Raw genomic sequence first — 25,587 nt, 5'->3', positions numbered from 1 at the left:
TGCCATTCTTTCGGGAATTACTGACATGTCTTCTCTGCGCGACGCCGCGATGAACTCCAAAGCCTGGCCTTTCGAGGAAGCGCGCCGCGTGCTGAAACGCTATGAGAAGAAGGACCCCGAAAAGGGCTATGTGCTGTTCGAGACCGGCTATGGCCCGTCCGGCCTGCCGCATATCGGCACCTTCGGCGAAGTGCAGCGCACGACGATGATCCGCCGGGCCTTCGAGATCATCTCGGACATCCCGACGCGGCTTTTCTGTTTCTCGGACGACCTCGACGGAATGCGGAAAGTTCCCGAGAACGTGCCGCAGCAGGAGCTTCTGAAGGCCAATATCCAGAAGCCGCTGACCTCCGTGCCCGACCCGTTCGGGGAATATGAAAGCTTTGGGCACCACAACAACGCGATGTTGCGGCGGTTCCTGAACACATTCGGCTTTGAGTATGAATTCTATTCCGCGACCGAGTTCTACAAATCGGGCGCCTTCGACGACACGTTGCGGCTGGCGGCTGAACGGTATGAAAAGATCATGGAGATCATGCTGGCCAGCTTGCGCGAGGAGCGTCAGCAGACCTATTCCTGCTTCCTGCCGATCCATCCTGAAACGGGGCGTGTGCTTTACGTTCCGATCAAGCACGTCGACAAGAAGGACCACACCGTCACCTTCGACGATGAGACGGGCCGCGAATGGGTGCTGCCGGTGACGGGCGGCAACGTAAAGCTGCAGTGGAAGCCGGATTTCGGCGCGCGCTGGGCGGCGCTTGATGTCGATTTCGAGATGTATGGCAAGGACCACTCGACCAATACGCCGATTTATGACGGCATCTGCGAGGTTCTGGGCGGCAGGAAGCCCGAGCACTTCACATATGAGCTGTTTCTCGACGAGCAGGGTCAGAAAATCTCGAAATCGAAGGGCAACGGCCTGACGATCGACGAATGGCTGACCTATGCGGCAACCGAGTCCTTGGGCTATTTCATGTATCAGAAGCCCAAGACCGCAAAACGGCTGTGGTGGGACGTGATCCCGAAGGCGGTGGACGAATATCACCAGCAGTTGCGGGCTTTCCCCGATCAGGACGATACGGGAAAGCTCGCCAACCCTGTCTGGCACATCCACAACGGCCAGCCGCCGGCCTCGGACATGGTGGTGCCCTTCGCGATGCTCCTGAACCTCGCTTCGGTGGCCGGGGCCAAGGACAAGGACGGGCTTTGGGGCTTCATCCGCAAATATGCGCCCGACGCCTCGCCCGAGACCAACCCGCAGCTCGATCAGGCGGCGGCCTTTGCAGTGCGTTACTTCAACGATCATGTTGCGCCGACACGGGTCTTCCGCGCACCGACCGACAAGGAACGGGCGGCGATGGAGGATCTCGTTTCGCGCCTCAAGGTCTGGGATGGCGGGCTTGATGCCGAGGCGTTGCAGTCGATGGTCTTTGCCGTTGGCAAGGAACATGAATTCGAGCCTTTGCGCGACTGGTTCACGGCGCTTTACGAGGTGTTGCTGGGCGCATCGCAAGGGCCGCGTTTCGGCGGATTCATCGCGCTCTACGGTGTCGAAGAGACGGTTGCGCTGATCGAACGGGCCCTCGCAGGACAATTGGCCGCATAGGGGAAAACGGCGCTGAATCTCCTCGTGCGGTGCGTACAGCGGAGCTAGGATCGGACCATACACTATTGCGTATCCGGAAAGGGAATCGCGATGCGGCTTATTGTTCTGATCCTGCTCACGGCCTTGCTGGGTGGTTGCGGCAACGGCGTTCCTCTGGTTCCGTTCATCTGAAGTCGAAGAGTTTGATTACGGGGCTTCGCCGCCGCTGTTTGGCTGCGATCGGATTGTGCGCTATAAGTGAGTAACAGCGTCGGTTGCGGAGGCAGCGATGCCACGAACAATACTGGCTTTCGTGCTGATTGCCGGAGGGGCCTTGGTCGGTAATTCCGGCGTCGCGTTAGCTGACGACAAATCCGATATTCAGACGGTTATCGGTCGGCAGATCGAGGCTTTCGCGGCCGATGACCTTTCAGCCGCGTTCGATTTCGCCTCGCCGATGATACAGGGTATTTTCCGCGATCCCGAGACGTTCGGGCGTATGGTGGAGACCGGGTATCCGATGATCTGGCGGCCCGATGCGGTTCGTTATCTCGACCTGCATGAGGAGAACGGGCACGTCCTGCAACGCATGGGGTTCCGGGATGCGTCCGGGCAGTTCCATCTGTTCGATTATGAGATGATCGCAGGTCCCGATGGCTGGCGCATCAACGGGGTATATCCGGTGCCGCCCGCGGATGTAGGGGTCTGATTCTTTGCGCGCGCTGACCTAACTAATTCCAAAGCCTTTCCCGGTAGAGCTATTCGCCGAGGGCCCGGCGTGGCCCGTTGATTTCCCAAGATGAGCAGTCTCCGCATCCGCCCGCATCGCGGGTTTGCGCCGCCTGTCCGGGGCTGCGCAACGCGGGCGCCGCCGGACGGGGTGTGGACAACGACAAGGGGTTCTGCGCGATGAACAAGGCGATTACCGACGGGCTGGTCTTCATGCCGCCCGCATTCGAGAACGGGCTGACGGTGTGGTCGAGCGGCGATGGCACGCCCGGATCGCCGACCTATGACGGTGCGGTCAACGCGGCGCTCGTGACGGCCGATCAGGATTTTGCCTCGTGTCTGGAGCTTCAGAAAACGACGACGGTTACCAAGTTGCGCTACATGGGTGAGACGACGATCCTGCCCGGCTGCTATCTGCGCATCCGGGCGCGCGTCAAGGCGATGAGCGGCAATCTGCCCTCGGCCCGGATCGCGGCCTGGGCTGGTGGCGCAGGTGGTGCGCATGTGGCGGGCGTGGTCGAGACGGGTCCGAGTGTGGCGTTGACCGCCTATGGCAAGGTCGAGACCGTCGAGGCCATCGTCGGCACCGGCAATCGCACCGGCGTCGACATGAGCTGGGGCACATCGGCGCTTTACGGCCATTTCGGCATTGATCTGACCGGCGCGAATGGCGGCATCGTCCGAGTTGACGATATCGAGATCGAGGACATCACCTCGGCCTTCCTGCGCACGATGATGGACTGGGTCGATGTCCGCGACTATGGCGCTGTTGGCGATGGCGTCACGAACGACGCGGTCGCGGTCGAGGCCGCTGATGCCGTCGCCGACGCGACCGGCCGGACACTTTTGTTCTCGGCCGGGACCTATTTCCTCGACGCTGATGTGACGCTGGAATCTCCCGCGCGGTTCGAAGGCACGCTGACGATGCCGGTCAACCGCCGGATCGCGATGACCCGCAGTTTCGATCTGCCAAGCTATGCGGATGCATTCGGGAGCGAGGAGCTGGGCTTCAAGAAGGCCTATCAGGCGCTGGTGAACTTCGCCGATCACGACACGCTGGACATGTGCGGGCGGCGAATCGAGATCACCGCGCCGATCGACATGCAGGCGGCGGTGAACAACAAGACGAGCTTTTCGTCGCGCCGGACGATCCGCAACGGGCAGTTCAACGTCATCGCCGGACCGGCATGGGATACGGTGACGGTGACATCGCAGGCGAGCTATTCGGCCGGCAATGAACTGGTTCTGTCGGCGGTCGCCAATATCGCCAATATCCCGGTTGGTGCGCTGGTGGAGGGGGTCGGCGTGGGCCGCGAGGTCTATGTCACCTCGGTCAATGTCGCTGCCGGGACCCTGACCCTGAGCCAGCCGCTTTACGGCGCGGCGGGAACGCAGGTCTATACGTTCACGCGCTACAAGTACGTGCTCGATTTCTCGGGCTTCGCCTCTTTGTCGAACATGATCCTAGACGATTTGCAGTTCGAATGCGGAGGCGAGGCCAGCGGGATCATGCTGGCGCCGGCCGGGTCGATCTTTCAGTTGCGCGACAGCCATGTCCTTGGCCCGAAGAACCGGGGCATCACCTCGATCGGGCGGGGCTGTCAGGGGATGCTGATAGACCGCTGCCAGTTCGTGTCGAATGAAAGCCCGCTCCGGTCGCAGGACCGGATTTCGGTCGCGATCAACACCAACGCAAACGACGTGAAGATCCGGGATAATCGGGCGGTCCATTTCCGGCATTTTGTCGTGCTGGGTGGCAACGGCAACCTGATCGCGGGCAATCACTGGTTCCAGGGCGATCAGGAGACGGCGGGGTTGCGCGTTGCGGGACTCGTTCTGGCCGGAACGGATGTGAAATCGACGATCAACGGCAACTATGTCGACAACTCGTTCATCGAATGGACGAACGAGTATGAATCCGATCCCGATTTCGCCAACCAGTTTTCGTTCGGCGGTCTGACGATCACCGGTAATACGTTCACTGTCGCCGATGTCGCGCCTTGGTTCAGCTGGATCGTCGTCAAGCCCTATGGTTCGGGTCACTATATCCGCGGGCTTAACCTGTCGGGCAATGTATTCCGGTCGCTGAACGGGTCGGTTGATCGGGTCGAGAAGGTGGACACGACCTTTGCGCCGCTGGTCAATTTTTCCATGCGGAATATCTGGGTGGGCGAGAACACCTTTACCAGCGTCAATCAGGCCATCGCCAATCCGGTTCTGGTGCAGCATGACCAGGTCACCGAGGCGACGGTCTGGACCATCGATCCGGGCCCTTATCTGCCCTTCGGGGGCTGGGCCCGAAATGTCGATGCGGTTGTGGCCGAAGGGATGATCACCGGGCCTTCGAGCGTAAGGCGAACCGATATGCCCTATGTCGATGTCACCCAAGGCGCGTCGAAGAACCAGATCACGCTGAACTGGGCCCAGCCTTCCAAGGGGCGTGTCAATGTTACGGTGCGGATGGACAATCCAAACTAGCCTGTGCCGACGACGATAAAGGGGCCGGGGGAACCCGGCCCAACTGCATGCAGTTAAAGCGGTGGCGGCGGCGGGGCGGCTGTCAGGATCTCGGCCCAGAGCAGGCGTTTGTCCACCGGCTTTGTCAGATAGCCGTTGAGCCCCAGCGCCATGTAGTGATCACGTTGATAGGTCACCGCATCGGCGGTAAGTGCAATGACCGGAATGCTGGCCCAGTCCTGCCCGGAATCGCGGATCTCGCGGAGGGTCGCCTCACCATCCATATCCGGCATGTTCATGTCCAAGAGCACGAGGTCGAACGTCTCGGCACGAAGCCATTCGAGCGCTTCACGGCCGCTGTCAGCTTCGATGGCCTCGATGCGGAGCGAGCGGAGCATCTGGCACACGACGAAGCGGTTCGAGGCAACATCGTCAACGACAAGAGCACGAAGCCTTCCATAGACGGTTTCCGCCCCGGTTGCGGGCGGTTCCGGGATGGTAACAAAGGGAAACTCCATTCTCGCTACGAGGCTTCCATCGGGGGACCTCATCAAATCGGTGTTGCCGCCGATTACACCGGCCACCTGTTGGACAAGCGCCAGCGCGAGAGACCCGTCGGTGGCAGGCACCGTTTCTGTATCTACTCTTCCGCTTTTTGAGGGCTCGCCTGCGATTGTCAGCCTTATCCGGCCTTGGCGTCCGGGGGCCAACGCGCAGCGCAATTCGAGATGTGGCCGGGCATCTGCGTTTTTATCCGCCGCGACGACGGCACAGAGATGGCTCAGGCATTTCCGCATAAGAATCGGGTCCAGCCGCCCGAATTCCGGAACTTCCGGCGAAATCGAAACCGTGATCTCGGGTTCCTGCCCTGGTTTGACCGGCAATTTCATCGCCGCCGCGTATTCCAATTCGCGGTGGATCACGGTGGTGACCGGATGGAACCGGATTTTACCCTCGGTCGCTTGGGCCAGATCGATCACATCCTCGACCAGCATTTTCAGCGCGCGTGCCGATGCCTCGATAATTTCTGCATGATTATCCGCCACTGCCCCGTCGCTCTCTTCGCGCAGCAGCTGACTGTGACCGAGAATCGAGTTCAGCGGCGTGCGCACTTCATGGCTCATCGCCGCGAGAAAACGCGACTTGGCGCGGCTGGCGGCGTCCGACTGTTCGATTGCTTCCAACAGATGCGACTGGGCGTTGTGGTTCTGGATCAAAGCTGACAGGAAATAGCCAATCAGGGCGATGACGGCCGCAGTCGCAACTGCGGCCGGAAGCGCCGCGCCGGGTTGCAGCAGTTGCTGGACGGGCAGCCACATAAGTGTCAGCGCCGGGGGTATTCCGCTGAGTATGCCAAGCGGCAGATGTACCGAGCGCACGACGGATACGTTGAGCAGCGCCCCGATAAGAGGCAGCACGCCCGCGAACATGACCAGCGGCTCCCCCATGGTCCACAGAACAAGGGCCGGGACGCAGTACGCGGCAAGACCGAAGAAGGAATTGGCGAGGAAGGCGGCGCGGATTCGGGGCAGCGGCGTTTCTTCGTAAGCCCGCATCATGCGAAGCTGGCCGATCTCAGTTCCGACGCAGGCGAGATAGACGAAGAAAACAAGCCAGAAGGGCAGGAAGAAGAAAAACAGGATGCAGCTCAGGGCGACGCCGATCTGGCGTGAGACCAGGTCGGCCTCCATCCGCTGCCTTTGGCGCGATATCTCATCCGTCGAGGTTGTCCGCTCAACCATGCGCACCCGCCCGTTTTCTCCGTTGCGACAGGGGCCGGGGCGGGTGGGGCCACCGGATCTGCGCAGTCTTAACGCACTGTAAGGTCTTTCTGGTCAAGTGCATAGGCCTTAGCGAAGCCCGCATTCAGGTGGCCACTGACGATATCGAACAGGACGAAGTGGAAATCGGCAAAATCGACATAGAGGGCGGCCTTCGGATGGGTGCCAAGCCATGCAGCGCGCAGGTCCGTATGATGACTTTCTTCCCGCAAGGCAAACCGCGCCGTGACGCAGAGCGTTAGCCGTGGATGGGCCAGCGGATCGCCCTTTTGACCCGGCTCGCCGATCAGCAGGGCCGCGCGCGCGTCGTTGCGCAGCGCCCGGCTGTGCAGCGCGAGATCGGAGATGAGCGTCATTGGCATGCCCGCAGGTGAGAGGCCAAAGCCGATGCGGCTGACGAATGGTGCGCGGGTGTCGGCCTCGGTCACCGCAAGCGCTGCCGTGGTTGCATCGCGCAAAAGCTTGCGGGCAATTGCGCGCGCCTCGTCGTTCGTCTGCGTAAAGGGATTGGAGCGATTGGTCATCGTATCCTGCGGGGTCCTTTCCTTTGCGGTATCAGCCGGACCTGTATCGGGCAAGCAGGGCTTGCAAGTGTTGTCACGCGGGCTCAGCGCCTCAGATATTGCTGGTTTCTACATGTAAAAAACCTGTCGTGATCACGGGTTCGGACATCGGCAGTGTCATTGGTTTCGGTCATTCGAATCGCGGCGGGATGTGAGCGTTAACGGTGAAAGAGCCACAGAAAGCCGACAATTCGGGGTTCGAATGCGCTGGCTGGCAAGCGGTGCCGGGTTCGATGTCTGCTCACGCGGCTGTGCACAACCAATCAATTGAAAATTCATGGCAAAAATGTGCCGATAGGCATTATATTTACAAACTTACCCCAGTATTTGTGAATAAATTAACAGAAAAATTCAATATAAAAAATAGGTTACAAAAAAAAGTACAATTAGTTTACAATGCTCAGAATAGGGCTTTGAAGGGGGCGGTGCGGTCATGCGTGCGGCTCCGGGAAAAGTCGGCACCTGACGGATGGAGGACAGCCATGGCGGCACAGAGCGCGACGGATGCAACGGCGAAGCGGGCAATCCCGGCCGGGTTTGAGAAAGCCCACGCAACGCCAGAGACCTACGCGAAGATGTATGCCGCCTCGGTTTCCGACCCTGCTGCTTTCTGGGGAAAAGAGGGCAAGCGCCTCGACTGGATCAAGCCCTATACCAAGGTGAAGGACACGAACTTCAAGTTCGGCGAGGTTTCGATCAAGTGGTACGAAGACGGCGTCCTGAACGTCGCGGCCAACTGCGTCGACCGCCATCTTGCGACCCGTGGCGACCAGACCGCGATCATCTGGGAGCCGGATGATCCGGCAACGCCGGCCCGCCATATCTCGTACAAGGAACTGGCCGACAAGGTCGGGCGCATGGCCAATGTGCTGAAGGCGAATGGCATCTCCAAAGGTGACCGGGTCGTCATCTACCTGCCGATGATCCCCGAGGCGGCCTATGCGATGCTGGCCTGCGCCCGGATCGGTGCGATCCATTCCATCGTCTTTGCGGGTTTCTCACCGGATGCCTTGGCCAACCGGATCAACGACAGCGAGGCGAAGGCCGTCATCACTGCCGATACCGCGCCGCGCGGCGGGCGCCGCACGGCACTGAAGTCGAACACCGATGCGGCGCTGCTGCATTGCGATGACGACGTGAAATGCCTTGTCGTGAAGCATACCGGTGACCAGACAACTTGGGTCGATGGTCGCGATGTCGACGTGCTGGCCGGAATGGCCGATGCCAGCCCGGACTGCCCGCCGGAGCCGATGGGGGCAGAGGACCCGCTCTTCATCCTCTATACCTCCGGTTCCACCGGCAAGCCGAAGGGCGTGGTTCACACCACGGGCGGCTATCTCGTCTATGCCGCGATGACCCACCAGTACACATTTGACTATCACGACGGCGATATCTTCTGGTGCACGGCCGATGTCGGCTGGGTGACGGGCCACAGCTATATCGTCTATGGACCTCTGGCGAACGGCGCCACGACCCTGATGTTCGAGGGCGTGCCGACCTATCCGGACGCGGGGCGGTTCTGGGCGGTGTGTGAAAAGCACAAGGTTAACCAGTTCTACACCGCCCCGACGGCCATCCGCGCGCTGATGGGGCAGGGCCCCGAATGGGTCGAGAAATACGATCTTTCGTCGGTGCGCCTTCTGGGCACGGTGGGCGAACCGATCAACCCCGAGGCCTGGGTCTGGTACGACAAGTATGTCGGCCGCGGCAAATGCCCGATCGTCGATACCTGGTGGCAGACCGAAACCGGCGGCCATCTGATCACGCCGCTGCCCGGCGCGACCGAGACCAAGCCGGGATCGGCGACGCTGCCCTTCTTCGGCATCCAGCCCGTTGTGCTCGATGCGACCAGCGGGGTGGAGATCGAGGGCAACGGTGTTGAGGGCGTTCTTTGCATCAAGGACAGCTGGCCCGGTCAGATGCGCACCGTTTGGGGCGATCACGAGCGGTTCCAGAAGACCTATTTCGCCGACTACAAGGGCTATTACTTCACCGGTGACGGCTGCCGCAGGGATGAGGACGGCTATTACTGGATCACCGGCCGCGTCGATGATGTGATCAACGTCTCGGGCCACCGGATGGGCACGGCCGAAGTTGAATCGGCACTCGTCGCACATGAGAAGGTCGCTGAATCCGCCGTGGTCGGTTACCCGCACGCGATCAAGGGGCAGGGCATCTATGCCTATGTCACCCTGATGAACGGCGTGGAGCCGAGCGACGACCTGCGCAAGGAACTGGTGAAATGGGTGCGGACCGAGATCGGCCCCATCGCCTCGCCTGACCTGATCCAGTGGGCGCCGGGCCTGCCGAAGACCCGTTCGGGCAAGATCATGCGCCGCATCCTGCGCAAGATCGCCGAGAACGACTACGGCGCGCTGGGCGACACCTCGACGCTCGCCGATCCGTCGGTGGTCGATGACCTGATCGAAAACCGCATGAACCGGGGCTGACGGGATGAGCGAGGTTGTCACGACCCCCGCCGTCCTTATCCTTCTCGGGCCTCCGGGCGCGGGCAAGGGCACGCAGGCGCGGATGCTGGAAGAAGGTTTCGGCCTCATCCAGCTTTCGACCGGCGACCTTCTGCGCGCGGCCGTGGCCGAGGGCACGCCTTCCGGCCTCGCCGCGAAGGCGGTCATGGAATCGGGTGGCCTTGTCAGCGATGAGATCGTGCTGGCGATCCTCAAGGACCGGATGGCCATGCCGGACGTTCAGGCCGGTGTCATCCTTGACGGTTTTCCACGGACAGCCGGACAGGCCGCGGCGCTGGACGGATTGCTGGCCGGCAGCGGCCAGCAGGTCACGGCTGCCATCAGCCTTGAGGTCGATGACGAGGCGATGATCGACCGCGTGGCGGGACGCTTCACCTGCGCCCATTGCGGCGAAGGATACCACGACACCCACAAGCAGACCGCCAAGGCGGGTGTTTGTGACAAATGCGGCGGTTCGGAGTTCAAACGCCGGGCCGACGACAATGCCGAAACCGCGCGTGAAAGGCTGAAAGCCTATCACGCCGACACGGCACCACTGATCGCGCACTATGACCAGTTGGGAGTGTTGCAGACGGTCGATGCGATGGGCTCCATCGACACGATCGCCTCGGCGCTGAGGACAATAGTGAAACGCGCGACTGAATGAGGGGAGGCCCGCATCCCGGGATGAGCCGGGGCGCGGGAGAACGAGGGAACTCAGGGAGTAAGACAATGGCGGACAAATCTTCGTCCAACGCCTATTGGGCAGCCAACGTACGGCTCATCAAGATCTGCTTGGTGATCTGGTTCGTTGTGTCCTTTGGCTTCGGCATTCTTCTAAGGCCGATGCTCGCAGGTATCAAAGTCGGGGGGACAGATCTTGGCTTCTGGTTCGCCCAGCAGGGCTCGATCATCGTGTTCCTGATCCTGATCTTTGTTTACGCCTGGCGCATGAACAAGCTCGACGCCGAACACGGCGTGGAAGAGTAAGGGAGAGCAGGGACAATGGACCAGTTTACACTCAACCTGCTGGTGGTGGGCGCGACCTTTGCGCTTTACATCGGCATCGCAATCTGGGCCCGTGCGGGCTCTACGGCTGAATTCTATGCCGCCGGTCGGGGCGTTCACCCGGTCATGAACGGCATGGCCACGGGCGCTGACTGGATGTCGGCGGCCTCCTTCATCTCGATGGCGGGTCTGATCGCCTTCGGCGGATACGACACCTCGGTTTACCTCATGGGCTGGACCGGCGGTTACGTTCTGCTGGCGATGCTGCTTGCGCCCTATCTGCGCAAGTTCGGCAAGTTCACCGTGCCGGAATTCATCGGCGACCGTTTCTATTCGCCGACCGCGCGCATGGTGGCCGTCATCTGCCTTATTGTTGCCTCGGTTACCTACGTTATCGGCCAGATGACCGGTGTTGGCGTTGCCTTCTCGCGCTTCCTTGAAGTGTCGAGCACCACGGGTCTTCTGATCGGTGCGGCGATCGTGTTCATGTATGCGGTTCTCGGCGGCATGAAGGGCATCACCTACACCCAGGTGGCGCAGTATGTCGTTCTGATCACCGCCTACACCATCCCGGCCGTGTTCATCTCGCTTCAGCTGACCGGCAACCCGATCCCGGGTCTTGGTCTCTTCTCGAACGATGTGGCCAATGGTCAGCCGATCCTGTCGACGCTTGAAGGTCTCGTGACCGATCTGGGCTTCAAATCCTATCTGACCCAGTCGGACACCACGCTGAACATGTTCCTGTTCACGCTGTCGCTGATGATCGGTACGGCAGGTCTGCCGCACGTTATCATCCGCTTTTTCACGGTGCCGCGTGTGTCGGATGCCCGCTGGTCGGCTGGCTGGGCGCTCGTCTTCATCGCGATCCTCTACATCACGGCCCCGGCCGTGGCGGCGATGGCGCGCATGAACCTGATCAACACGATGTATCCCAACGGCGTGGCCGAACAGCCGGTTGCCCGTGCGGACGTGCCTGATTGGGTCGACAACTGGGAAAAGACCGGTCTGTTGAAGTTCGAAGACAAGAACGGCGACGGCCTCATCCAGTACGTCGGTGACAAGGACGCCAACGAACTGACCGTGAACAACGACATCATGGTTCTGGCCAACCCCGAGATTGCCCAACTTCCGGGCTGGGTTATCGCGCTGGTGGCCGCTGGTGGTCTTGCCGCCGCGCTGTCAACGGCCGCGGGTCTGTTGCTCGCCATCTCTTCGGCGATCAGCCATGACCTGATCAAGGGGCAGCTGAACCCGAACATCTCGGAAAAGGGCGAGCTTCTCGCAGCCCGGATCTCGATGGCGGTGGCGATCGCGGTGGCGACCTATCTCGGTCTCAATCCTCCGGGCTTCGCAGCGCAGACAGTGGCCCTGGCCTTCGGTCTGGCGGCGTGTTCGATCTTCCCGGCACTGATGATGGGCATCTTCTCGAAGCGCATCAACAACAAGGGTGCCGTGGCGGGGATGCTCGTGGGTCTGATCGTGACGCTGGTCTACATCTTCCTGCACAAGGGCTGGTTCTTCCTTCCGGACACCAACTCGTTCAGCGACAGCGACCCGCTGCTGCTTTCGATCAAATCGACCTCGTTTGGTGCGGTCGGTGCCCTGATCAACTTCGTGGTGGCCTATGTCGTGTCGAACGCGACCGAGGATACCCCGGAGGAAATCCAGGAACTGGTGGAATCGATCCGCATCCCGAAAGGCGCGGGCGCTGCCACCGGGCACTGAGCCTGATCTGATAACGGCGCGTCCCTTATGGGGCGCGCCATCCCGCTTCAGGAGGTTTTGCGTGAACGACATATCCGGAACCGTTCAGGCCTTTCTCGAGACGGTTCATCCTTACGATGCTCTGCCGCAGGACGAGCTGGCGCGGGTCGCCGGCTCCTTCGGCCGCAGGGAACTGGCGCAGGGCGCCGAGATCTATGCACAGGGCGATGTCCTGCCGGGCCTCTTCCTGATCGAGCGTGGAGGTGTCGAGATCCTCGATGCGAACGGCGCGCTGGTCTCGCTGCTTGGTCCGCGCAATTCGTTCGGGGAACGCGGCCTGATGCGTGACGGACGCGCCGCGACGACAGCGCGGACGACCAGTTCGTCCCGGCTTCTGGTCCTGCCGGTGGAGGAGTTCCGCCGTCTGGTTTCCGACGCCCCCGCCTTCGCCAGGTTCTTCAGCCGGGGCAGGGGGGCGGAGCCGCGCGGCAGCGACCTTGCCACCCGACGCGTCGGCGATCTGATGGCACGGGACCCCGTGACCTGCACTCTGGATACCACGGTGGCCGAAGCCGCCCGGAAGATGCGCGAGGCGCATGTGTCGAGCCTTGGCGTCACCGGCGCGGACGGAAAGTTACAGGGCATCGTCACGACCCGCGACCTGTCGCACAGGGTGCTCGCCGAGGGGCGCGATGCCGATACCCCCGTGGCGGAGATCATGACGGCGAACCCCGCGACGCTGGCGCCACAGGCGCTGGGCACGGATATCCTGCACCTGATGCTCGAACGCCGGATCGGTCATGTGCCGGTGACCGAGGGCGGCCGGCTCGTCGGCATGATCACACAGACCGACATCACCCGGCATCAGGCGGTCAGCTCTGCCGTCCTCATCCGCGATATCGCGCTTGCGGCCAGCGCCTCCGAGATGGCCGAGACAACCGCCCGAATTCCGGGCCTGCTGCGTCAGCTTGTCGGCGGCCATAATGCGCATGAGGTGACGACGCGGCTCATCACCGACATTGCCGACGCCGTCACGCGCCGCCTGCTTGCCTTGGCCGAAAAAGATCTGGGACCGCCGCCGGTCCCCTATCTCTGGCTTGCCTGCGGGTCGCAGGGGCGGCAGGAACAGACCGGCGTTTCCGATCAGGACAACTGCCTGATGCTGGACGATGCCGTGACCGAGTCTGACATGACCTACTTCGCGTCCCTTGCGAAATACGTCTCTGACGGGCTCAACACCTGCGGCTATGTCTATTGCCCGGGCGACATGATGGCGACCAATCCGCGCTGGTGCCAGCCGATCCGCGTCTGGCGCGACTACTTCCGGGGCTGGATCGTGACACCCAATCCCGAGGCGCAGATGCTTGCTTCTGTGATGTTCGACCTGCGCCCTATCGGCGGGGCTGCGCATCTCTTCGGCGACCTTCAGGCCGAGACGCTTCACGCCGCCTCAAAGAACTCGATCTTTGTCGCCCATATGATCGGTAATTCACTGAAGCACACGCCGCCCCTTGGCCTCATCCGGGGTTTTGCGACGATCCGTTCGGGCGAGCACCGCAACCAGATCGACATGAAACATTCCGGTGTCGTGCCGGTGACTGACCTCGCCCGCGTCTACGCGCTTCAGGGGCGTCTGACGAAGGTCAATACCCGGGCGCGGCTGGAAGCCGCGATCGACGCCGGCGTCGTGTCGAATTCCGGTGGCCGGGACCTGATCGAGGCCTATGACCTCATTGCCGAAACAAGGCTCAACCATCAGGCGGCACGGGTGAAGGCGGGTGAAAAGCCCGACAATTTCCTTACGCCTGCGAGCCTTTCCGATTTTGAGCGCAGCCATCTGCGCGATGCCTTCGTCGTGGTCCGGACGATGCAATCGGCGGTTGGCCACGGTAAGGGAGCCCTGAATTGAAGGACGAACCATGCTGATCGATTTCATCTCCATGATTGCCATCGGGTTTGCGATTGGCGGCTCGCTCCTGCTCGTCAATCACATGACCGGGCGGCGTGTACCGAAATGGACGATGCCGGCTGCGGTCGGGGTCGCGATGCTGGGCTTCACCATCTGGAATGAATACAGCTGGGCCAATCGCTATGCCGCGCTTTATCCCGAAACTGCGGTGGTCACGTTCCGCAATTCGCAAAGCCAGGTCTGGCGGCCTTGGACCTATCTCGCCCCGGTCACCACACGGATGGCGATGCTGGATCGCGGCCCGGAGGCCGAACTGCCCGCTGATCCCGGACCCGACTACCGCCTTGCGCGCATTCATCTACTGGAACGCTGGAAGCCGTCCTACGCCCTGACGGTTGTATTCGATTGTGCGGGGGGACGGCGGGCGGACGCCGGTGTGGAGGGTGCTACGGCCGAGGACCTGACCGGTGCCAACTGGCTGGAGATCGACCGGAACGACGCGGCCTTCATGGCCGCTTGTGGGGGAGGTGTGAATGGATAAAGGCAAACGCCACCGGGTTTTGATCGTCGAGGACGAAGACAATATCGCCCTGGCGCTCGACTATGTTCTGACGCGCGAGGGGTATTCCCATGACCGTATCGCCAACGGGGCCGAGGCCTTGCCGAAGATCCGCGACACCGCGCCCGATCTCGTGCTTCTCGATGTCATGCTGCCCGAAGTTTCCGGTTATGAGATCTGCCAGAACGTCCGCATGGACCCGAAACTTAAAGACGTGAAGATCCTGATGATGACGGCGCGCGGGTCGGCGATGGAACGCCGCAAGGGATTGGCGCTCGGCGCGGACGGGTTCATCGCCAAGCCATTCGAGCTCAAGGAACTCCGCGACGAGGTGCGCAAGCTTCTCGAACCCGGTGCCGAAGGGGCGGGAGGCGATGCTTGACCGGTTGAGCCTGCGCCAGCGCCTGCTCCTGTTCTTCGCCGCGATGGCCGCAGGGGGCGTCGGCGCGGTCGTGGCCGGTCTCTGGTTCGGATACCGGCAATTCGGTGATCCCGGCGCGCTTTCAGCCTTCGTGACCGCAGGGACCGTTGCGGGCTTCGCAATCCTTGGTCTCGTCGCCGGTATCTGGTTTCTCTTCGACGAAAACGTGGGCCGCGCGCTTGACCGGCTGGCGGCGGGAATGCGGGCGCAGGCCCATGCCGAGAGTGCGGGTACATTCGACGCCGCTCCCGGCCGCTATCTCGGCGATCTCGGCCCGGCCGCGACCGCACTGACCGACGCTTTGTCCGAAACGCGGGCCGCGCTTGCCGATGCGGTTGAACGCGAAACCGGACGATTGCAAAAGGAAAAGGCGCGTCTGGAGGCGCTTTTGTCGGACGTACCGGCCGGTGTGCTTCTCTGTTCGGGGACGCATCAACTCGTCTTTTACAATGGTCCAGCCAGCGACATTCTCGGCGCCACCCCGGGCCTTGACCGCAAGGTCTTCGACCATCTCCGCGAAGCGCCGCTTCTGCATGCCTATGAGCGGCTGGTGGCCGCCGGGGATGCCGAGGCCGTGGCCGACCTCATGGTCGCGACACGCGACGGTGCAAAGGTGCTTTCGGGGCGGATGCGGCTTCTCGACCGCGGAGGATCGACTGGCTACGTGCTGACGCTTCGGGACGTGACGGGTGACCTCGCCGCCCATGCCGGCCGCGACCGGTTGCTGGAGGATATCTTCGACCGCATCCGTCGCCCGGCCGCGAACCTTCAGACCGTGATCGGCGTGATGGACGTGGCCGAAGACAAGGCGGCGCTGAACGCCGCACTTATCGAAGAGGTTGGCACACTGGCCGGTTCGGTCAACGACCTCGCCGACCGCTACGACGCGGCGCGGGGCAGCTGGAATGTCCTTCCAACCACCCGCGCTGCCGATCTCTTGGACGGGTTCCGGGCGCGGGTTGAGGCTGCGGGCCTGATCGTCAGGTCGGAGGCCGCCGATCTGATTGTGCGGTGCGACGGGTTCGAGATCGTCGCGCTTCTCGCGGGCCTCGCGAAGCGGCTCGGTGTGGCTGCCGTGACGCTTGAGGTGAATGAGGACGGTCCAGGCGCGATGGTCACGCTGGGTTGGGAAGGGAAGGCTCTTTCAGTCGGGACCCTTGAGGCATGGCTTGCCGACCCCATCGACCCGGCTGCGGGCGAGGTGACGGGGCGCTCTGTCCTCGCGGCGCATGCGACCGAATGCTGGCCGGAATGGCAGGATGGACGGGCCGCGATCCGCCTGCCGATCCGCGAGGCCCGCCGCGCCGGAGCCAAGGTTGCCCCGATCGCACGCCATGTCGTCTATGATTTCGACCTTCTGCTTAAGGCGGCGCCCGCCGATCTTGCCAATACATCACTCGACCGCCTGACCTACGTCGTCTTCGATACCGAGACGACGGGCCTTCTGCCCGAGGAAGGCGACGAGATTGTCCAGATCGCCGGGCTGCGGCTCGTGAACGGGCGGCGGGTGCCGGGCGAGGTCTTCGACATGCTGGTCGACCCGGGCCGGACGATCCCGCCCAAGGCGACTGCCGTTCACGGGATTTCAGACACCATGGTCGCCGGGGCCCCGAACGTCGCTGAAGCATTGACCCGGTTCCACAAATTCACCGAAGGCGCGGTTCTGATCGCCCACAACGCACCATTCGACATGACGTTCCTCAGGCGGCGTGAGAAAGAGACCGGCCGCGTCTTTGACCACCCGATCCTCGACACCGTTCTTCTGTCAGCGGTGGTCTACGGGCAAACCGAAAGCCACTCGCTCGACGCGCTGTCCTCACGGCTTGGCATAACCATCCCGGAAGAGGCCCGCCACACGGCGATCGGCGATACGATCGCAACGGCCGAGGCTTTCCTGAAGCTGCTGCCGATGCTGAAGGGGCGAGGGGTGGAGACATTCGGCGATGTCCTGACCGAGGTCAGAAAGCATGGACGGCTGCTGAAAGACCTCAACGCCTGACGTAAGGTGGGTAATGCGCCGTCGCGAACCAAGGCGGTGTTATTCAACGTCTTCTTCCGCGCTCAGCCTGATGTGAAACTTTAAACAAGACTACCGAAAAACGAGCGGATTTCGGCGACAGATCGCTCCGGGTCGGAGCGAAGACCCATAATGTGATCATGGCCTTTCAGTTCGACGCGTTGCGCCCATGGATACCGCGAGAGGTTGTAGTGAACTGCGGCAGCGGTAAGCATGGAGCCCGCGTCCGGATCGCCGTCGAGGAATAGCAAGGGTGCCCTATATTGTCCCGGCCAGCGCTGAAGCTCGGCAACCATGATCCAATTTTCGAGCCCATTGGCCCAAGGCGCAAAAGTTTCCGGGTCAATTTTCGAAAGTTGGTGGGCGCGCTCGAGAATCTCACGGTCATCCATTTCCTCAGCCCAACTGCGTCCATTGGAAGTCAGCAGACAGGACAGCCGCTTTTTCAGCTCGTCGACATCTCTGGCCGCCCGCAAAGCTGCCAACATTTGCCCGACGGCCGATGTGTCCGTTCCATGTGCGATGACGTGATCTTCGGGATTGAGGGGTTGGTCAATCGACACGAATGCACTGAACAGATCAGGGAAATCGTTTGCCGCGGCGAGGCCGAACCACGCGCCGGCTGAATGCCCAATTCCGAGAGCTCCGCCACCTATGACATCGCGCAGAAAGGCGATGGTATCTGTGATGTAGGACGCGATCGTGTAGGGTGGCGAGCGCTGCGACAACCCCTGTCCGCGCATGCTGAGCGCGAACAGATGGTAGTGCGGTTCAAGCTTGTCGAGCAGAGGACGATATTCGCTCCAGTATCTTGGGAAACCCGGCAGAAAGACGAGCCTGCGTCCGTTGGGACGACCTTCGCCATAGTTAAAACGAACGCCATCAAGTTCGACGAATTTGGATTTCATGATCGGCTCCCTTAATGCCGCGGCAACCTGTCGAAATTGTCCGAGGGCCACACTGACCGCGCGGACGTCCTTTCGGAACCGAGACTAACGCATTTGAAGGGAATGCCGAATGGCAGCGTTGTTCGGACAACGTGCCGTAAGCTCAACAGACGTGTCTTTCCGCTGTGCCGACACAAACGGGTCACCGTTATGGAAAACGTTAGAAAGGTAAAAACCTTCGACGATGTCCTGACGGAGCTGAGAAAGCATGGATATGTGCGGAAAGACCTCAACGCCTGACAAGGCTCAGCGCTACAAATCCGGGCGAAGCTCCGCGCGCAAAAGGTCGATCAGCCGGTCGGCGTCGTCCTCCGTCAACTTCGGCAGGTCCTCGCAGGTATGATACCAGGGCAGCTGCGTGTCGGCGTAGATGTGCCGCGTGACCCGCGCTTCGGCCGGACGGTCCAGACTGCCGACGGTGACATTGGTCAGCCAGTCATCCTCTGCCGCCAATGCCTGCCATACGATGCGAGAGCCGCAATTCGCGCAGAACCCGCGTTTTCCCGTATCCGAGGACACATAGTATTTTGGTTCTTCTTTCAGATACTTGAGTTCCGGCCTTGATCAGGACGGTGATTTCGGCAGGCTGGCCGGTGCTGCGCTGGCAGATGGTGCAATGGCAGATATAACCATCGTGCAAAAAGACATCGGCTTCGTACCGGATGTTTCCGCACAGGCAGCCGCCCGTAACATGCGTGGCTTGGTGTTCCATGGGACCCTCTGCAAGATCTGCCGAAACCGTGCGGGCAATCTACGCCTCGACGGAACCCCGGTCCAGAACGCACACCCGTCCACTCATCTCACGCGAACGGGTCTTCCGGATAGCCAACTCCGGTCAGGTAGAGCCCGTCCGGCGGGCATACCGGGCCACAGGCGGCGCGGTCCTTTGCGTCGAGTGCGCTTCGCACATCTCCGGGCGTCCATGCCCCGGCGCCCACCCGTTCCAATGTGCCAACGATCGAGCGGACCTGATTGTGCAGGAAGCTCCGGGCGCGAAGGACAAAGCGGTATTCGGTCCCGTGGGCGATCTCGTGTTCGGTGATCGTGATCTCGTCCAGCGTTTTCACCGGGCTTTGCGCCTGGCACATGGTCGACCGGAACGTCGTGAAATCGTGCCGACCAACCAGATGCGCCGCACCCGCCCGCATGGCATCCCCATCGAGTGCGCCGAGTACCCGCCACGCAAGCCCTGCGTCATGCGTCAGCGGCGCGCGGCGCGAGATGAGGCGGAAGAGATAGCGCCGTTCGACGGCCGAGAAACGGGCGTGGAAATCATCCGGTACCCTTGCGGCTTTCAAAATCGAGACCGGTGCGGGCTTCAGGTGCCAGTTCAGCGCCTCGGACAGCCGGAACGGGTCCCAGTCCTTCGCGAGGTCGCAATGTGCGACCTGCCCCGTCGCATGCACCCCGGCATCCGTCCGCCCCGCCGCCGCAATCCCCGGCGCGTCTGCTTCGAGCTTGCGCAGGGCGGTCTCCACCGCCTCCTGTACGGACGGCTGGCCAGATTGCCGTTGCCAACCCGCAAACGGGCCGCCGTGGTATTCGATTTTCAGCGCGTAGCGGGGCATGGCTTTCCCTAGCTGCCAAGCGGCACCTTGGCAATCGCCCCTACACACTCCGCCGCCGCGCGCCTATCTTCGGAGGAAAGCGAGGGGCAGAGTTTGGGCATAACCGACATCGCGGATGACCTGTTGCGCGGCCTTGGCGGCATCGGCAGCGGCATGGCCGCGCCGTTTTCCGATCCGGTGATCCGGCTGGGCGTGACCGGTCTTTCACGCGCCGGGAAGACCGTCTTTATCACCTCGCTCGTCGCCAATCTCATGGATCGGGGCCGGATGCCGGGGCTGAGAGCGGAGGCGGAGGGGCGTGTCCTGTCGGCCTTCCTTCAGCCGCAACCCGACGACACGGTGCCGCGCTTTGACTATGAGGCGCATCTGGCCGCGCTGACGGGCTCAGAGCCGCGCTGGCCCGAAAGCACCCGCGCCGTCAGCGAGTTGCGCCTCTCGTTCCGGCTGCGTGAGGGGGGCATGTTCGGCACCTTCCGGGGCCCAAGGACGTTGCATCTGGATATCGTCGACTACCCCGGCGAGTGGCTTCTGGACCTCGCGCTGATGGACCGCGACTACGCGGACTGGACGGCGGAGGTGCTGGAGCGGATCGGAACACGGGCCGAGGCTGCGGGGTTTCTGGCTGCTTTGACGGATGTGGACGGGGCCGCGCCGCTCGACGAACCGCAGGCCAAGGCCTTGGCCGACCACTTCGCCGCCTATCTTACCGCTGCCCGCGCCGCAGGTTATTCCGACTGCACGCCGGGCCGGTTCCTATTGCCGGGCGAACTGGCGGGATCGCCCGTCCTGACCTTCGCGCCGATCCCGAAGCCCGGCACCACCCCGCGCGGGTCGCTCTGGCGCGAGATGGAACGGCGGTTCGAGGCCTACAAGGCCAAGGTCGTGAAACCCTTCTTCCGCGACCATTTCGCCAAGATCGACCGGCAGGTCGTCCTGGTCGATGCATTGGGCGCGATCCATGCCGGCCCTCGCGCGGTCGAGGATATGCGCCGCGCGATGGCGGCCATTCTCGATGCGTTCCGGCCGGGGCGGGTTGGTTGGCTGACCGGTCTTCTGGGTATGCGCCGCGTCGAACGCATCCTCTTTGCCGCAACGAAGGCCGATCATCTGCATCATTCGCAGCACACGCGTCTGACCCAGATCATCGCCGCGCTCATGCGCGAGGCGAAGGACCGGGCTGATTTTGCCGGGGCCGAGACGGCGGCGATGTCGATCGCCGCGCTCCGCGCCACGGTCGAAGAGACGGTGCGCCATAACGGCGATACGCTCGACTGCGTGCGTGGGCGGCTGATCACCGGCAAGGAGGCCGCGTTCTATCCCGGCGAGTTGCCCGATACCCCCGGCCCGCTTCTGGCCACCGCCCGGGAAGGCGCGGAAAGGTGGCTTGATGCCGATTACGAGATCATGAGCTTCGCGCCCGCGCGGCTTAGCCTCAAACCCGGCGAGGGGCCGCCGCATATCCGGCTCGACCGGGCGGCCGAGTTTCTGATCGGGGACCGGCTTTGAGGATGCAGATGAAACGGAGGCCCCGGCAATGACGAAACCGAAAAAGCCGGTCCTGATCGAGATGGACGCGCCGGTTGCCGAGGGGCCCGACCGCGCGGCGCCGGTGCCTGACGTCATCCCCGCGCCGGGCGAGGGGCGGGCGATGCAGGCGGTGATCGGGCTCGGCGCGCGCCCGCGATCGCGGCTCGGCCGCTTCTTCTGGGCGACGGCGACGGCCCTTATCGGCTTCATCATCTCGGTCGCGGCCTGGCGCTTTGTCGAGGGGCTTCTCGCGGCGAACCCGGTGCTGGGCTGGACGGCGGCCGTGCTTGTCGGACTTTTCGTCTTTGCGACGCTGCTCATCGCCCTGCGCGAATGGGCATCCTATGCGCGGCTGGCGCGGCTCGACCGGGTCCATGCGGCTGCGGTCAGGGCGGCGGGATCGGGGGATATGACAGCGGCTGGCCGCGTCGTCGACAACCTCGCAGCCCTCTATGCAGGTAGAGATGAGACCGCCTGGGGCCGGTCCCGGCTGGCCGAGCGGCGCGGCGATGTCTTCGACGCCGACGCGCTTCTGGAACTGGCCGAAACCGAACTCATGATCCCTCTCGACCGTGCCGCACGGGCCGAGATCGAAGGCGCGGCGCGGCAGGTCGCGACCGTCACCGCCATCGTGCCATTGGCTCTGGCCGATGTCGCAGCGGCGCTCATCGCCAATCTGCGCATGATCCGACGGATTGCCGAGATCTACGGCGGCAGGGCAGGCGCATTCGGCAGCTGGCGGCTGTTGCGCACCGTACTGACCCATCTCGTCGCGACCGGTGCCGTTGCTGTGGGCGACGATCTGATCCAGTCCGTCGCTGGCGGCGGCCTTCTGTCGAAACTCTCGCGCCGCTTTGGTGAGGGGGTCATCAACGGCGCACTCACGGCCCGCGTGGGCGTCGCCGCGATCGAGGTCTGCCGCCCCTTGCCGTTCACCGCTCTACCCAAGCCGCGCGTCACAAATCTGGTCAGCCGTGGCCTCGCCGGTCTCTTTGGCGCAGCAAAAGGGGACGACGCCGAAGGGAAATCCTGACTGGCCCCGCGCCGTTCCTGCGTTATGAATAGGCTGAAGGCCCCGGCAGACGGGCAGGACAGAGAGGGAGTAACGGATGTACGGGCTTGAGACTCTGGCCGTGATCGCTGGCCTGATCGTCATCGCAACGCCGATTGCCGTGATCGTCCTTCTTGTTTGGGTCTCTAACCTCAAGGCCAAGGTTGCGCGGCTGGAAAGCGAACTGGTGTCTCAGGGCGGTGCGCTGCGGCGGCTGGCCAATGGCGCGAGCGCAGAGCCGAAGCCGGCTGAGCCCCCGGCGCGCAAAGCACCGCCGGTCGAGGAACCTACGGCACCGGTCCCCGAAGCCGTTGCCGAAAGCCCGGTCACGGTCGCGGGCGATGTGACGGAGAGCCCCGTACCGGCCAAGCCCGCGAGTGGCCCATGGTCCGAACCCGCCCGCCCCGTCGTACCGCCCCCGTCGCCCGCAGGTCCAAGCCGCACGTCGGCGTTGGGCGAATGGCTGGTGCAGAACTGGGTCTATGCGGTCTCGGCCGTGTCGCTGGCGCTCGCGGGGATCTTCTTTGTCCAGTACGGGATCGAGAAGGGGCTCTTGCCGCCACCGGTGCGGGTGATGGCGGCAATCCTCTTCGGCTTTGCCCTGATCGCGGCGGGCGAATGGGTGCGCCGCCGCTGGGGCGACGATGAAAACGAGGTGACGGCCTATCTGCCCTCGACGCTTTCCGGCGCGGGGCTGGTGTCGATCTTCGGCGGCATCATCGCCGGGCGGCAGCTCTATGACCTGATCGGGCCGGAAACGGCACTGGCGGGGCTCGTGGCGACGGCCATTCTCGCCATCGTGCTCGGCTGGTACTACGGGCCGTTCCTGGCCGCGGTCGGACTGATCGGCGCGGCAGCCGCCCCGTTCCTCGTCGGCGGCGAAAGCGATGCTCCCTACTGGCTTTACGCCTATTATGCGGTGATCGCGGCCTCCGGCCTTTTCATCGACACCGTGCGGCGCTGGGCCTGGGTTTCGATCCTGGCATTGGTTCTGGGTTATGCCGGTGCCGGAATGGTGCTGGCCGGGACCGGTGGGGCGGGATGGTTCGCATTCACGCTCGTGGGCCTTGCCGCCTTCGCGATCTGCATTCCCGCGCGGGGGATCATGCCGGACCATAAGGGGTCGATGCTTGTAACGGCGCTCCGCTCCCGCAAGGCGGAAAGGCCGATCTTTCCGGTCCTGCTGGCCGCCGGGGCGGTTGCGGCCTCTTCGGTAGGGCTTCTCTATCTTCCGGCAGACAATGCCGCCGAAAGCACGGTGGCCTTTCTCTGTCTGGCTGCTTTGACGCTCCTTCTGACCGTCTGGGCGGGCAAGGACGCGCCCGCGCTTTCGGATCTGACCGTCCTGCCCGCAGCCGCATTCCTGTTGCGGCTGGGATTCGAGGGGATGGACCGTTGGCCACTGGCGCGCGACTTCGCAGCAAAGGCAATAGACCTGCGCGAACCCGAAACCGCCGCGCCGATGACGGCGGCTTTGCTGCTGGCGCTCGCCACCGCCATATCGCTGATGGCGGCCGTCACCAGTACCGGGGCGGGGCGGCTGAAGCCCTTCTGGGCGGCGGGTGCGGCGCTGGTCGCGCCCCTGACCGCATTGGTGCTGGAGCTTTTCTGGAACCCCTCTGCCGTGATCGGCGCCTATGGCTGGGCGCTGCATGTCATTGGTCTGGCCGCGCTGATGGTCGGGCTGGCGGCGATGTTCGCGCGTCAGGACGGCGGCGACATGCGGCGCGCGGCCTATGCGACGCTGTCGGCCCTCTCCTTGATCGCACTCGCGCTGTTCCTCCTGACCACCAAGGGCGCCCTTACGCTGGCGCTCGCGGCGCTGGTGATCGTCGCGGCGGGGCTCGACCGCCGCTTCCGCCTGCCCGAAATGGGCTGGTTCATTCAAGCAGGCGTCCTCGTGATCTCGTGGCGGCTTGTGGTCGACCCGGGCCTGATCTGGGCAGTCGAGGATGCGGCCTTGTGGGAGGTCATCGCCTCCTACGGCGGCGCGGCCGCGGCGATGGCGGCGGGGCTTTGGCTGATCGCCGGGCTGGAGCGCCGCGCCGCACGGGTGTTCCTCGAAAGCGCAGGGGCGGCCTATGCCGCGCTTTTCGTCAACGTGCTGATCACGAGGCAACTGGTCGACAGCGGGGGTGACTGGGTCGCCGCGCACTGGGCGCTGACGCTGAACGCACTGCCATGGCTGATCCTGATGCTGGCGCAGTTCTACCGGCTGAAACTGGGCGGCGTCCTACGCTGGCTGCGCTGGGCCATCGCGGTCGTGGCGGGTCTAATCGGCTTTGGCGGGCTGCTGGCGGCCGTTCTGCCCGCCAATCCGGTCTTCGGACTGCTGGGCGGCAAGGAAGAACTCGTTTACGGCCCCCTCGTCATTGACACGCTGTTCGTCGCTTATGCGTTGCCGGGTCTGCTGCTGCTGGTCGCCCTGACCCGGCTTGCCCATCTGCATGCGGTCCTGCGCTGGGGGCTAACCGCCATCGGAGCGGCGCTTCTCGCGCTCTACGCAGTGCTGGAAATCCGGCGTTTCTGGCGCGGAGACGACCTGTCGGTGCCGGGCGTCACCCAGCCCGAGCTTTACAGCTACACGATCGCGATGATGGCGGTGGGTGCCGCCCTTCTCTATCAGGCCATCGCAAGGCGGTCGCAGACCCTGCGCCGGATCGCGATGGGCGTGATCGCGCTGACCATCGCCAAAGTCTTCCTGATCGACATTTCCGGGCTTTCCGGCCTGACCCGGGTCTTTTCCTTCCTCGCGCTCGGCCTGTCGCTGATCGGTCTTGCGGTACTGAACCGCTGGGCGGCGGCGCAGCAGGGTGATGGACGAAAGAAAGACGGCGACAGCTAGACGAGACGCGCCAGCAGGTCGGCGAGGCGGCGCGCCTCGTCCCCGGCCAGCCGGGTGCCGATGGCCTGTTGCATCGCCGCCGCATAGACCGGCCACATCGCCTTGCGCGCAGCCGCGCCCGCTTCGGTCAGGGCCAGGATCTGGCCCCGGCCATCCTCGGGGCAGGGCGTGCGGGTGATCAGCCCCGCCCCGGCAATCCGGGCGATGAGGCGGGACAACCCGTATTGCGGCAAAAGTAGCCGTTCCTGCAACGCGAACTGCCTGAGCCCGTCAGGCTCCGCCTTCTCGATCTCCCACAGCACGTCATACCAGTCGAGCGGCGGCAGCCCTGCCGCCTTCAGCGCGGCTTCGATCTCGGCCTGAACGCGGGTGGAGGCCCGGATCAGCCGGGTCCAGACCGTTTCGGCATGTGGGTTCGGGGCAGGTGTGCTGTGCATGGCTGAACATA

The 25,587-nt window shown here is 63.3% G+C and carries 21 protein-coding genes; 14 read left to right on the top strand and 7 right to left on the bottom strand.

The annotated features are described in order from the left end of the window. Positions 1-25 precede the first annotated feature (25 nt). From OEZ71_RS06415 to OEZ71_RS06405, 3 genes are all read left to right on the top strand, one after another. Positions 26-1,606: a lysine--tRNA ligase gene (locus OEZ71_RS06415; protein ID WP_263739129.1), complete on the top strand. Its 1,581-nt coding sequence runs from the start codon at positions 26-28 to the stop codon at positions 1,604-1,606. Between the two features lie 268 nt (positions 1,607-1,874). Then, the gene (locus OEZ71_RS06410) at positions 1,875-2,294 is read left to right on the top strand and encodes a DUF4864 domain-containing protein (protein ID WP_263739128.1); all 420 of its coding nucleotides are present in this window, start codon (positions 1,875-1,877) and stop codon (positions 2,292-2,294) included. A 173-nt stretch (positions 2,295-2,467) separates the two neighbouring features. Further along, entirely contained in the window at positions 2,468-4,792 is a 2,325-nt protein-coding gene (locus OEZ71_RS06405) for a glycosyl hydrolase family 28-related protein (protein WP_318527809.1), read from the top strand. Between the two features lie 53 nt (positions 4,793-4,845). Here the strand turns inward: OEZ71_RS06405 and OEZ71_RS06400 are convergent, their stop codons facing one another. Together OEZ71_RS06400 and OEZ71_RS06395 are read right to left on the bottom strand one after the other, a co-directional pair. Then, on the bottom strand, positions 4,846-6,462 hold the full coding sequence (locus OEZ71_RS06400) for a response regulator (RefSeq protein WP_263739127.1): 1,617 nt from the start codon (positions 6,460-6,462) through the stop codon (positions 4,846-4,848). Between the two features lie 119 nt (positions 6,463-6,581). After that, positions 6,582-7,076, bottom strand: a complete 495-nt coding sequence (locus tag OEZ71_RS06395; RefSeq protein ID WP_263739126.1) for a HugZ family pyridoxamine 5'-phosphate oxidase — start codon at positions 7,074-7,076, stop codon at positions 6,582-6,584. Between the two features lie 521 nt (positions 7,077-7,597). Between OEZ71_RS06395 and acs the strand changes: the two genes are divergently transcribed. The 8 genes from acs (at position 7,598) to OEZ71_RS06355 (ending at position 17,183) form a co-directional block, all read left to right on the top strand. Then, positions 7,598-9,565, top strand: coding sequence for an acetate--CoA ligase (acs, locus tag OEZ71_RS06390; RefSeq protein WP_263739125.1), 1,968 nt, complete (start codon positions 7,598-7,600; stop codon positions 9,563-9,565). 4 nt (positions 9,566-9,569) lie between these two features. After that, on the top strand, positions 9,570-10,250 hold the full coding sequence (locus tag OEZ71_RS06385) for an adenylate kinase (protein WP_263739124.1): 681 nt from the start codon (positions 9,570-9,572) through the stop codon (positions 10,248-10,250). 65 nt (positions 10,251-10,315) lie between these two features. Next, a complete protein-coding gene (locus OEZ71_RS06380; protein WP_263739123.1) occupies positions 10,316-10,573 on the top strand; it encodes a DUF4212 domain-containing protein in 258 nt (85 codons plus the stop codon). A 15-nt stretch (positions 10,574-10,588) separates the two neighbouring features. Next, positions 10,589-12,316: a sodium:solute symporter family protein gene (locus OEZ71_RS06375; protein WP_263739122.1), complete on the top strand. Its 1,728-nt coding sequence runs from the start codon at positions 10,589-10,591 to the stop codon at positions 12,314-12,316. A gap of 61 nt (positions 12,317-12,377) precedes the next feature. Beyond that, positions 12,378-14,204, top strand: a complete 1,827-nt coding sequence (locus OEZ71_RS06370) for a DUF294 nucleotidyltransferase-like domain-containing protein (protein ID WP_263739121.1) — start codon at positions 12,378-12,380, stop codon at positions 14,202-14,204. A 10-nt stretch (positions 14,205-14,214) separates the two neighbouring features. After that, on the top strand, positions 14,215-14,745 hold the full coding sequence (locus OEZ71_RS06365; RefSeq protein ID WP_263739120.1) for a hypothetical protein: 531 nt from the start codon (positions 14,215-14,217) through the stop codon (positions 14,743-14,745). Further along, the gene (locus OEZ71_RS06360) at positions 14,738-15,145 is read left to right on the top strand and encodes a response regulator transcription factor (protein ID WP_263739119.1); all 408 of its coding nucleotides are present in this window, start codon (positions 14,738-14,740) and stop codon (positions 15,143-15,145) included. Before OEZ71_RS06365 ends, OEZ71_RS06360 begins: the two co-directional genes overlap by 8 nt. After that, on the top strand, positions 15,138-17,183 hold the full coding sequence (locus OEZ71_RS06355) for a 3'-5' exonuclease (protein ID WP_263739118.1): 2,046 nt from the start codon (positions 15,138-15,140) through the stop codon (positions 17,181-17,183). The genes OEZ71_RS06360 and OEZ71_RS06355 overlap by 8 nt, the downstream gene beginning before the upstream one ends. A gap of 80 nt (positions 17,184-17,263) precedes the next feature. Here the strand turns inward: OEZ71_RS06355 and OEZ71_RS06350 are convergent, their stop codons facing one another. The 4 genes from OEZ71_RS06350 to truA all read right to left on the bottom strand — a co-directional run bounded on the left by OEZ71_RS06350 (position 17,264) and on the right by truA (position 19,716). Beyond that, positions 17,264-18,109 (bottom strand): alpha/beta fold hydrolase, encoded by an 846-nt coding sequence (locus OEZ71_RS06350; RefSeq protein ID WP_263739117.1) that lies wholly within the window; start codon positions 18,107-18,109, stop codon positions 17,264-17,266. Positions 18,110-18,400: 291 nt separating this feature from the next. Next, positions 18,401-18,667 (bottom strand): GFA family protein, encoded by a 267-nt coding sequence (locus tag OEZ71_RS06345; RefSeq protein ID WP_263739116.1) that lies wholly within the window; start codon positions 18,665-18,667, stop codon positions 18,401-18,403. Continuing rightward, positions 18,585-18,860: a GFA family protein gene (locus OEZ71_RS06340; protein ID WP_263740007.1), complete on the bottom strand. Its 276-nt coding sequence runs from the start codon at positions 18,858-18,860 to the stop codon at positions 18,585-18,587. The genes OEZ71_RS06345 and OEZ71_RS06340 overlap by 83 nt, the downstream gene beginning before the upstream one ends. Positions 18,861-18,948: 88 nt before the next feature. Then, entirely contained in the window at positions 18,949-19,716 is a 768-nt protein-coding gene (gene truA, locus OEZ71_RS06335) for a tRNA pseudouridine(38-40) synthase TruA (protein ID WP_263739115.1), read from the bottom strand. 93 nt (positions 19,717-19,809) lie between these two features. On the opposite strand from truA, the gene OEZ71_RS06330 reads away from it, so the two are divergent. The 3 genes from OEZ71_RS06330 to OEZ71_RS06320 all read left to right on the top strand — a co-directional run bounded on the left by OEZ71_RS06330 (position 19,810) and on the right by OEZ71_RS06320 (position 25,139). Beyond that, positions 19,810-21,222 (top strand): YcjX family GTP-binding protein, encoded by a 1,413-nt coding sequence (locus OEZ71_RS06330; RefSeq protein ID WP_263739114.1) that lies wholly within the window; start codon positions 19,810-19,812, stop codon positions 21,220-21,222. Positions 21,223-21,250: 28 nt separating this feature from the next. After that, positions 21,251-22,276, top strand: a complete 1,026-nt coding sequence (locus OEZ71_RS06325) for a YcjF family protein (RefSeq protein WP_263739113.1) — start codon at positions 21,251-21,253, stop codon at positions 22,274-22,276. 76 nt (positions 22,277-22,352) lie between these two features. Next, positions 22,353-25,139, top strand: coding sequence for a DUF2339 domain-containing protein (locus tag OEZ71_RS06320; RefSeq protein ID WP_263739112.1), 2,787 nt, complete (start codon positions 22,353-22,355; stop codon positions 25,137-25,139). Here OEZ71_RS06320 and OEZ71_RS06315 read toward each other — a convergent pair. Further along, positions 25,136-25,576: a MarR family winged helix-turn-helix transcriptional regulator gene (locus OEZ71_RS06315; RefSeq protein WP_263739111.1), complete on the bottom strand. Its 441-nt coding sequence runs from the start codon at positions 25,574-25,576 to the stop codon at positions 25,136-25,138. The two genes, OEZ71_RS06320 and OEZ71_RS06315, sit on opposite strands and share 4 nt — an antisense overlap. Between the last annotated feature and the right edge of the window lie 11 nt (positions 25,577-25,587).

It is taken from the genome of Albidovulum litorale, from assembly GCF_025751495.1.
In the GTDB taxonomy this organism is placed as follows: domain Bacteria; phylum Pseudomonadota; class Alphaproteobacteria; order Rhodobacterales; family Rhodobacteraceae; genus Albidovulum; species Albidovulum litorale.
This window is presented reverse-complemented; position numbering and strand designations above follow the sequence as displayed.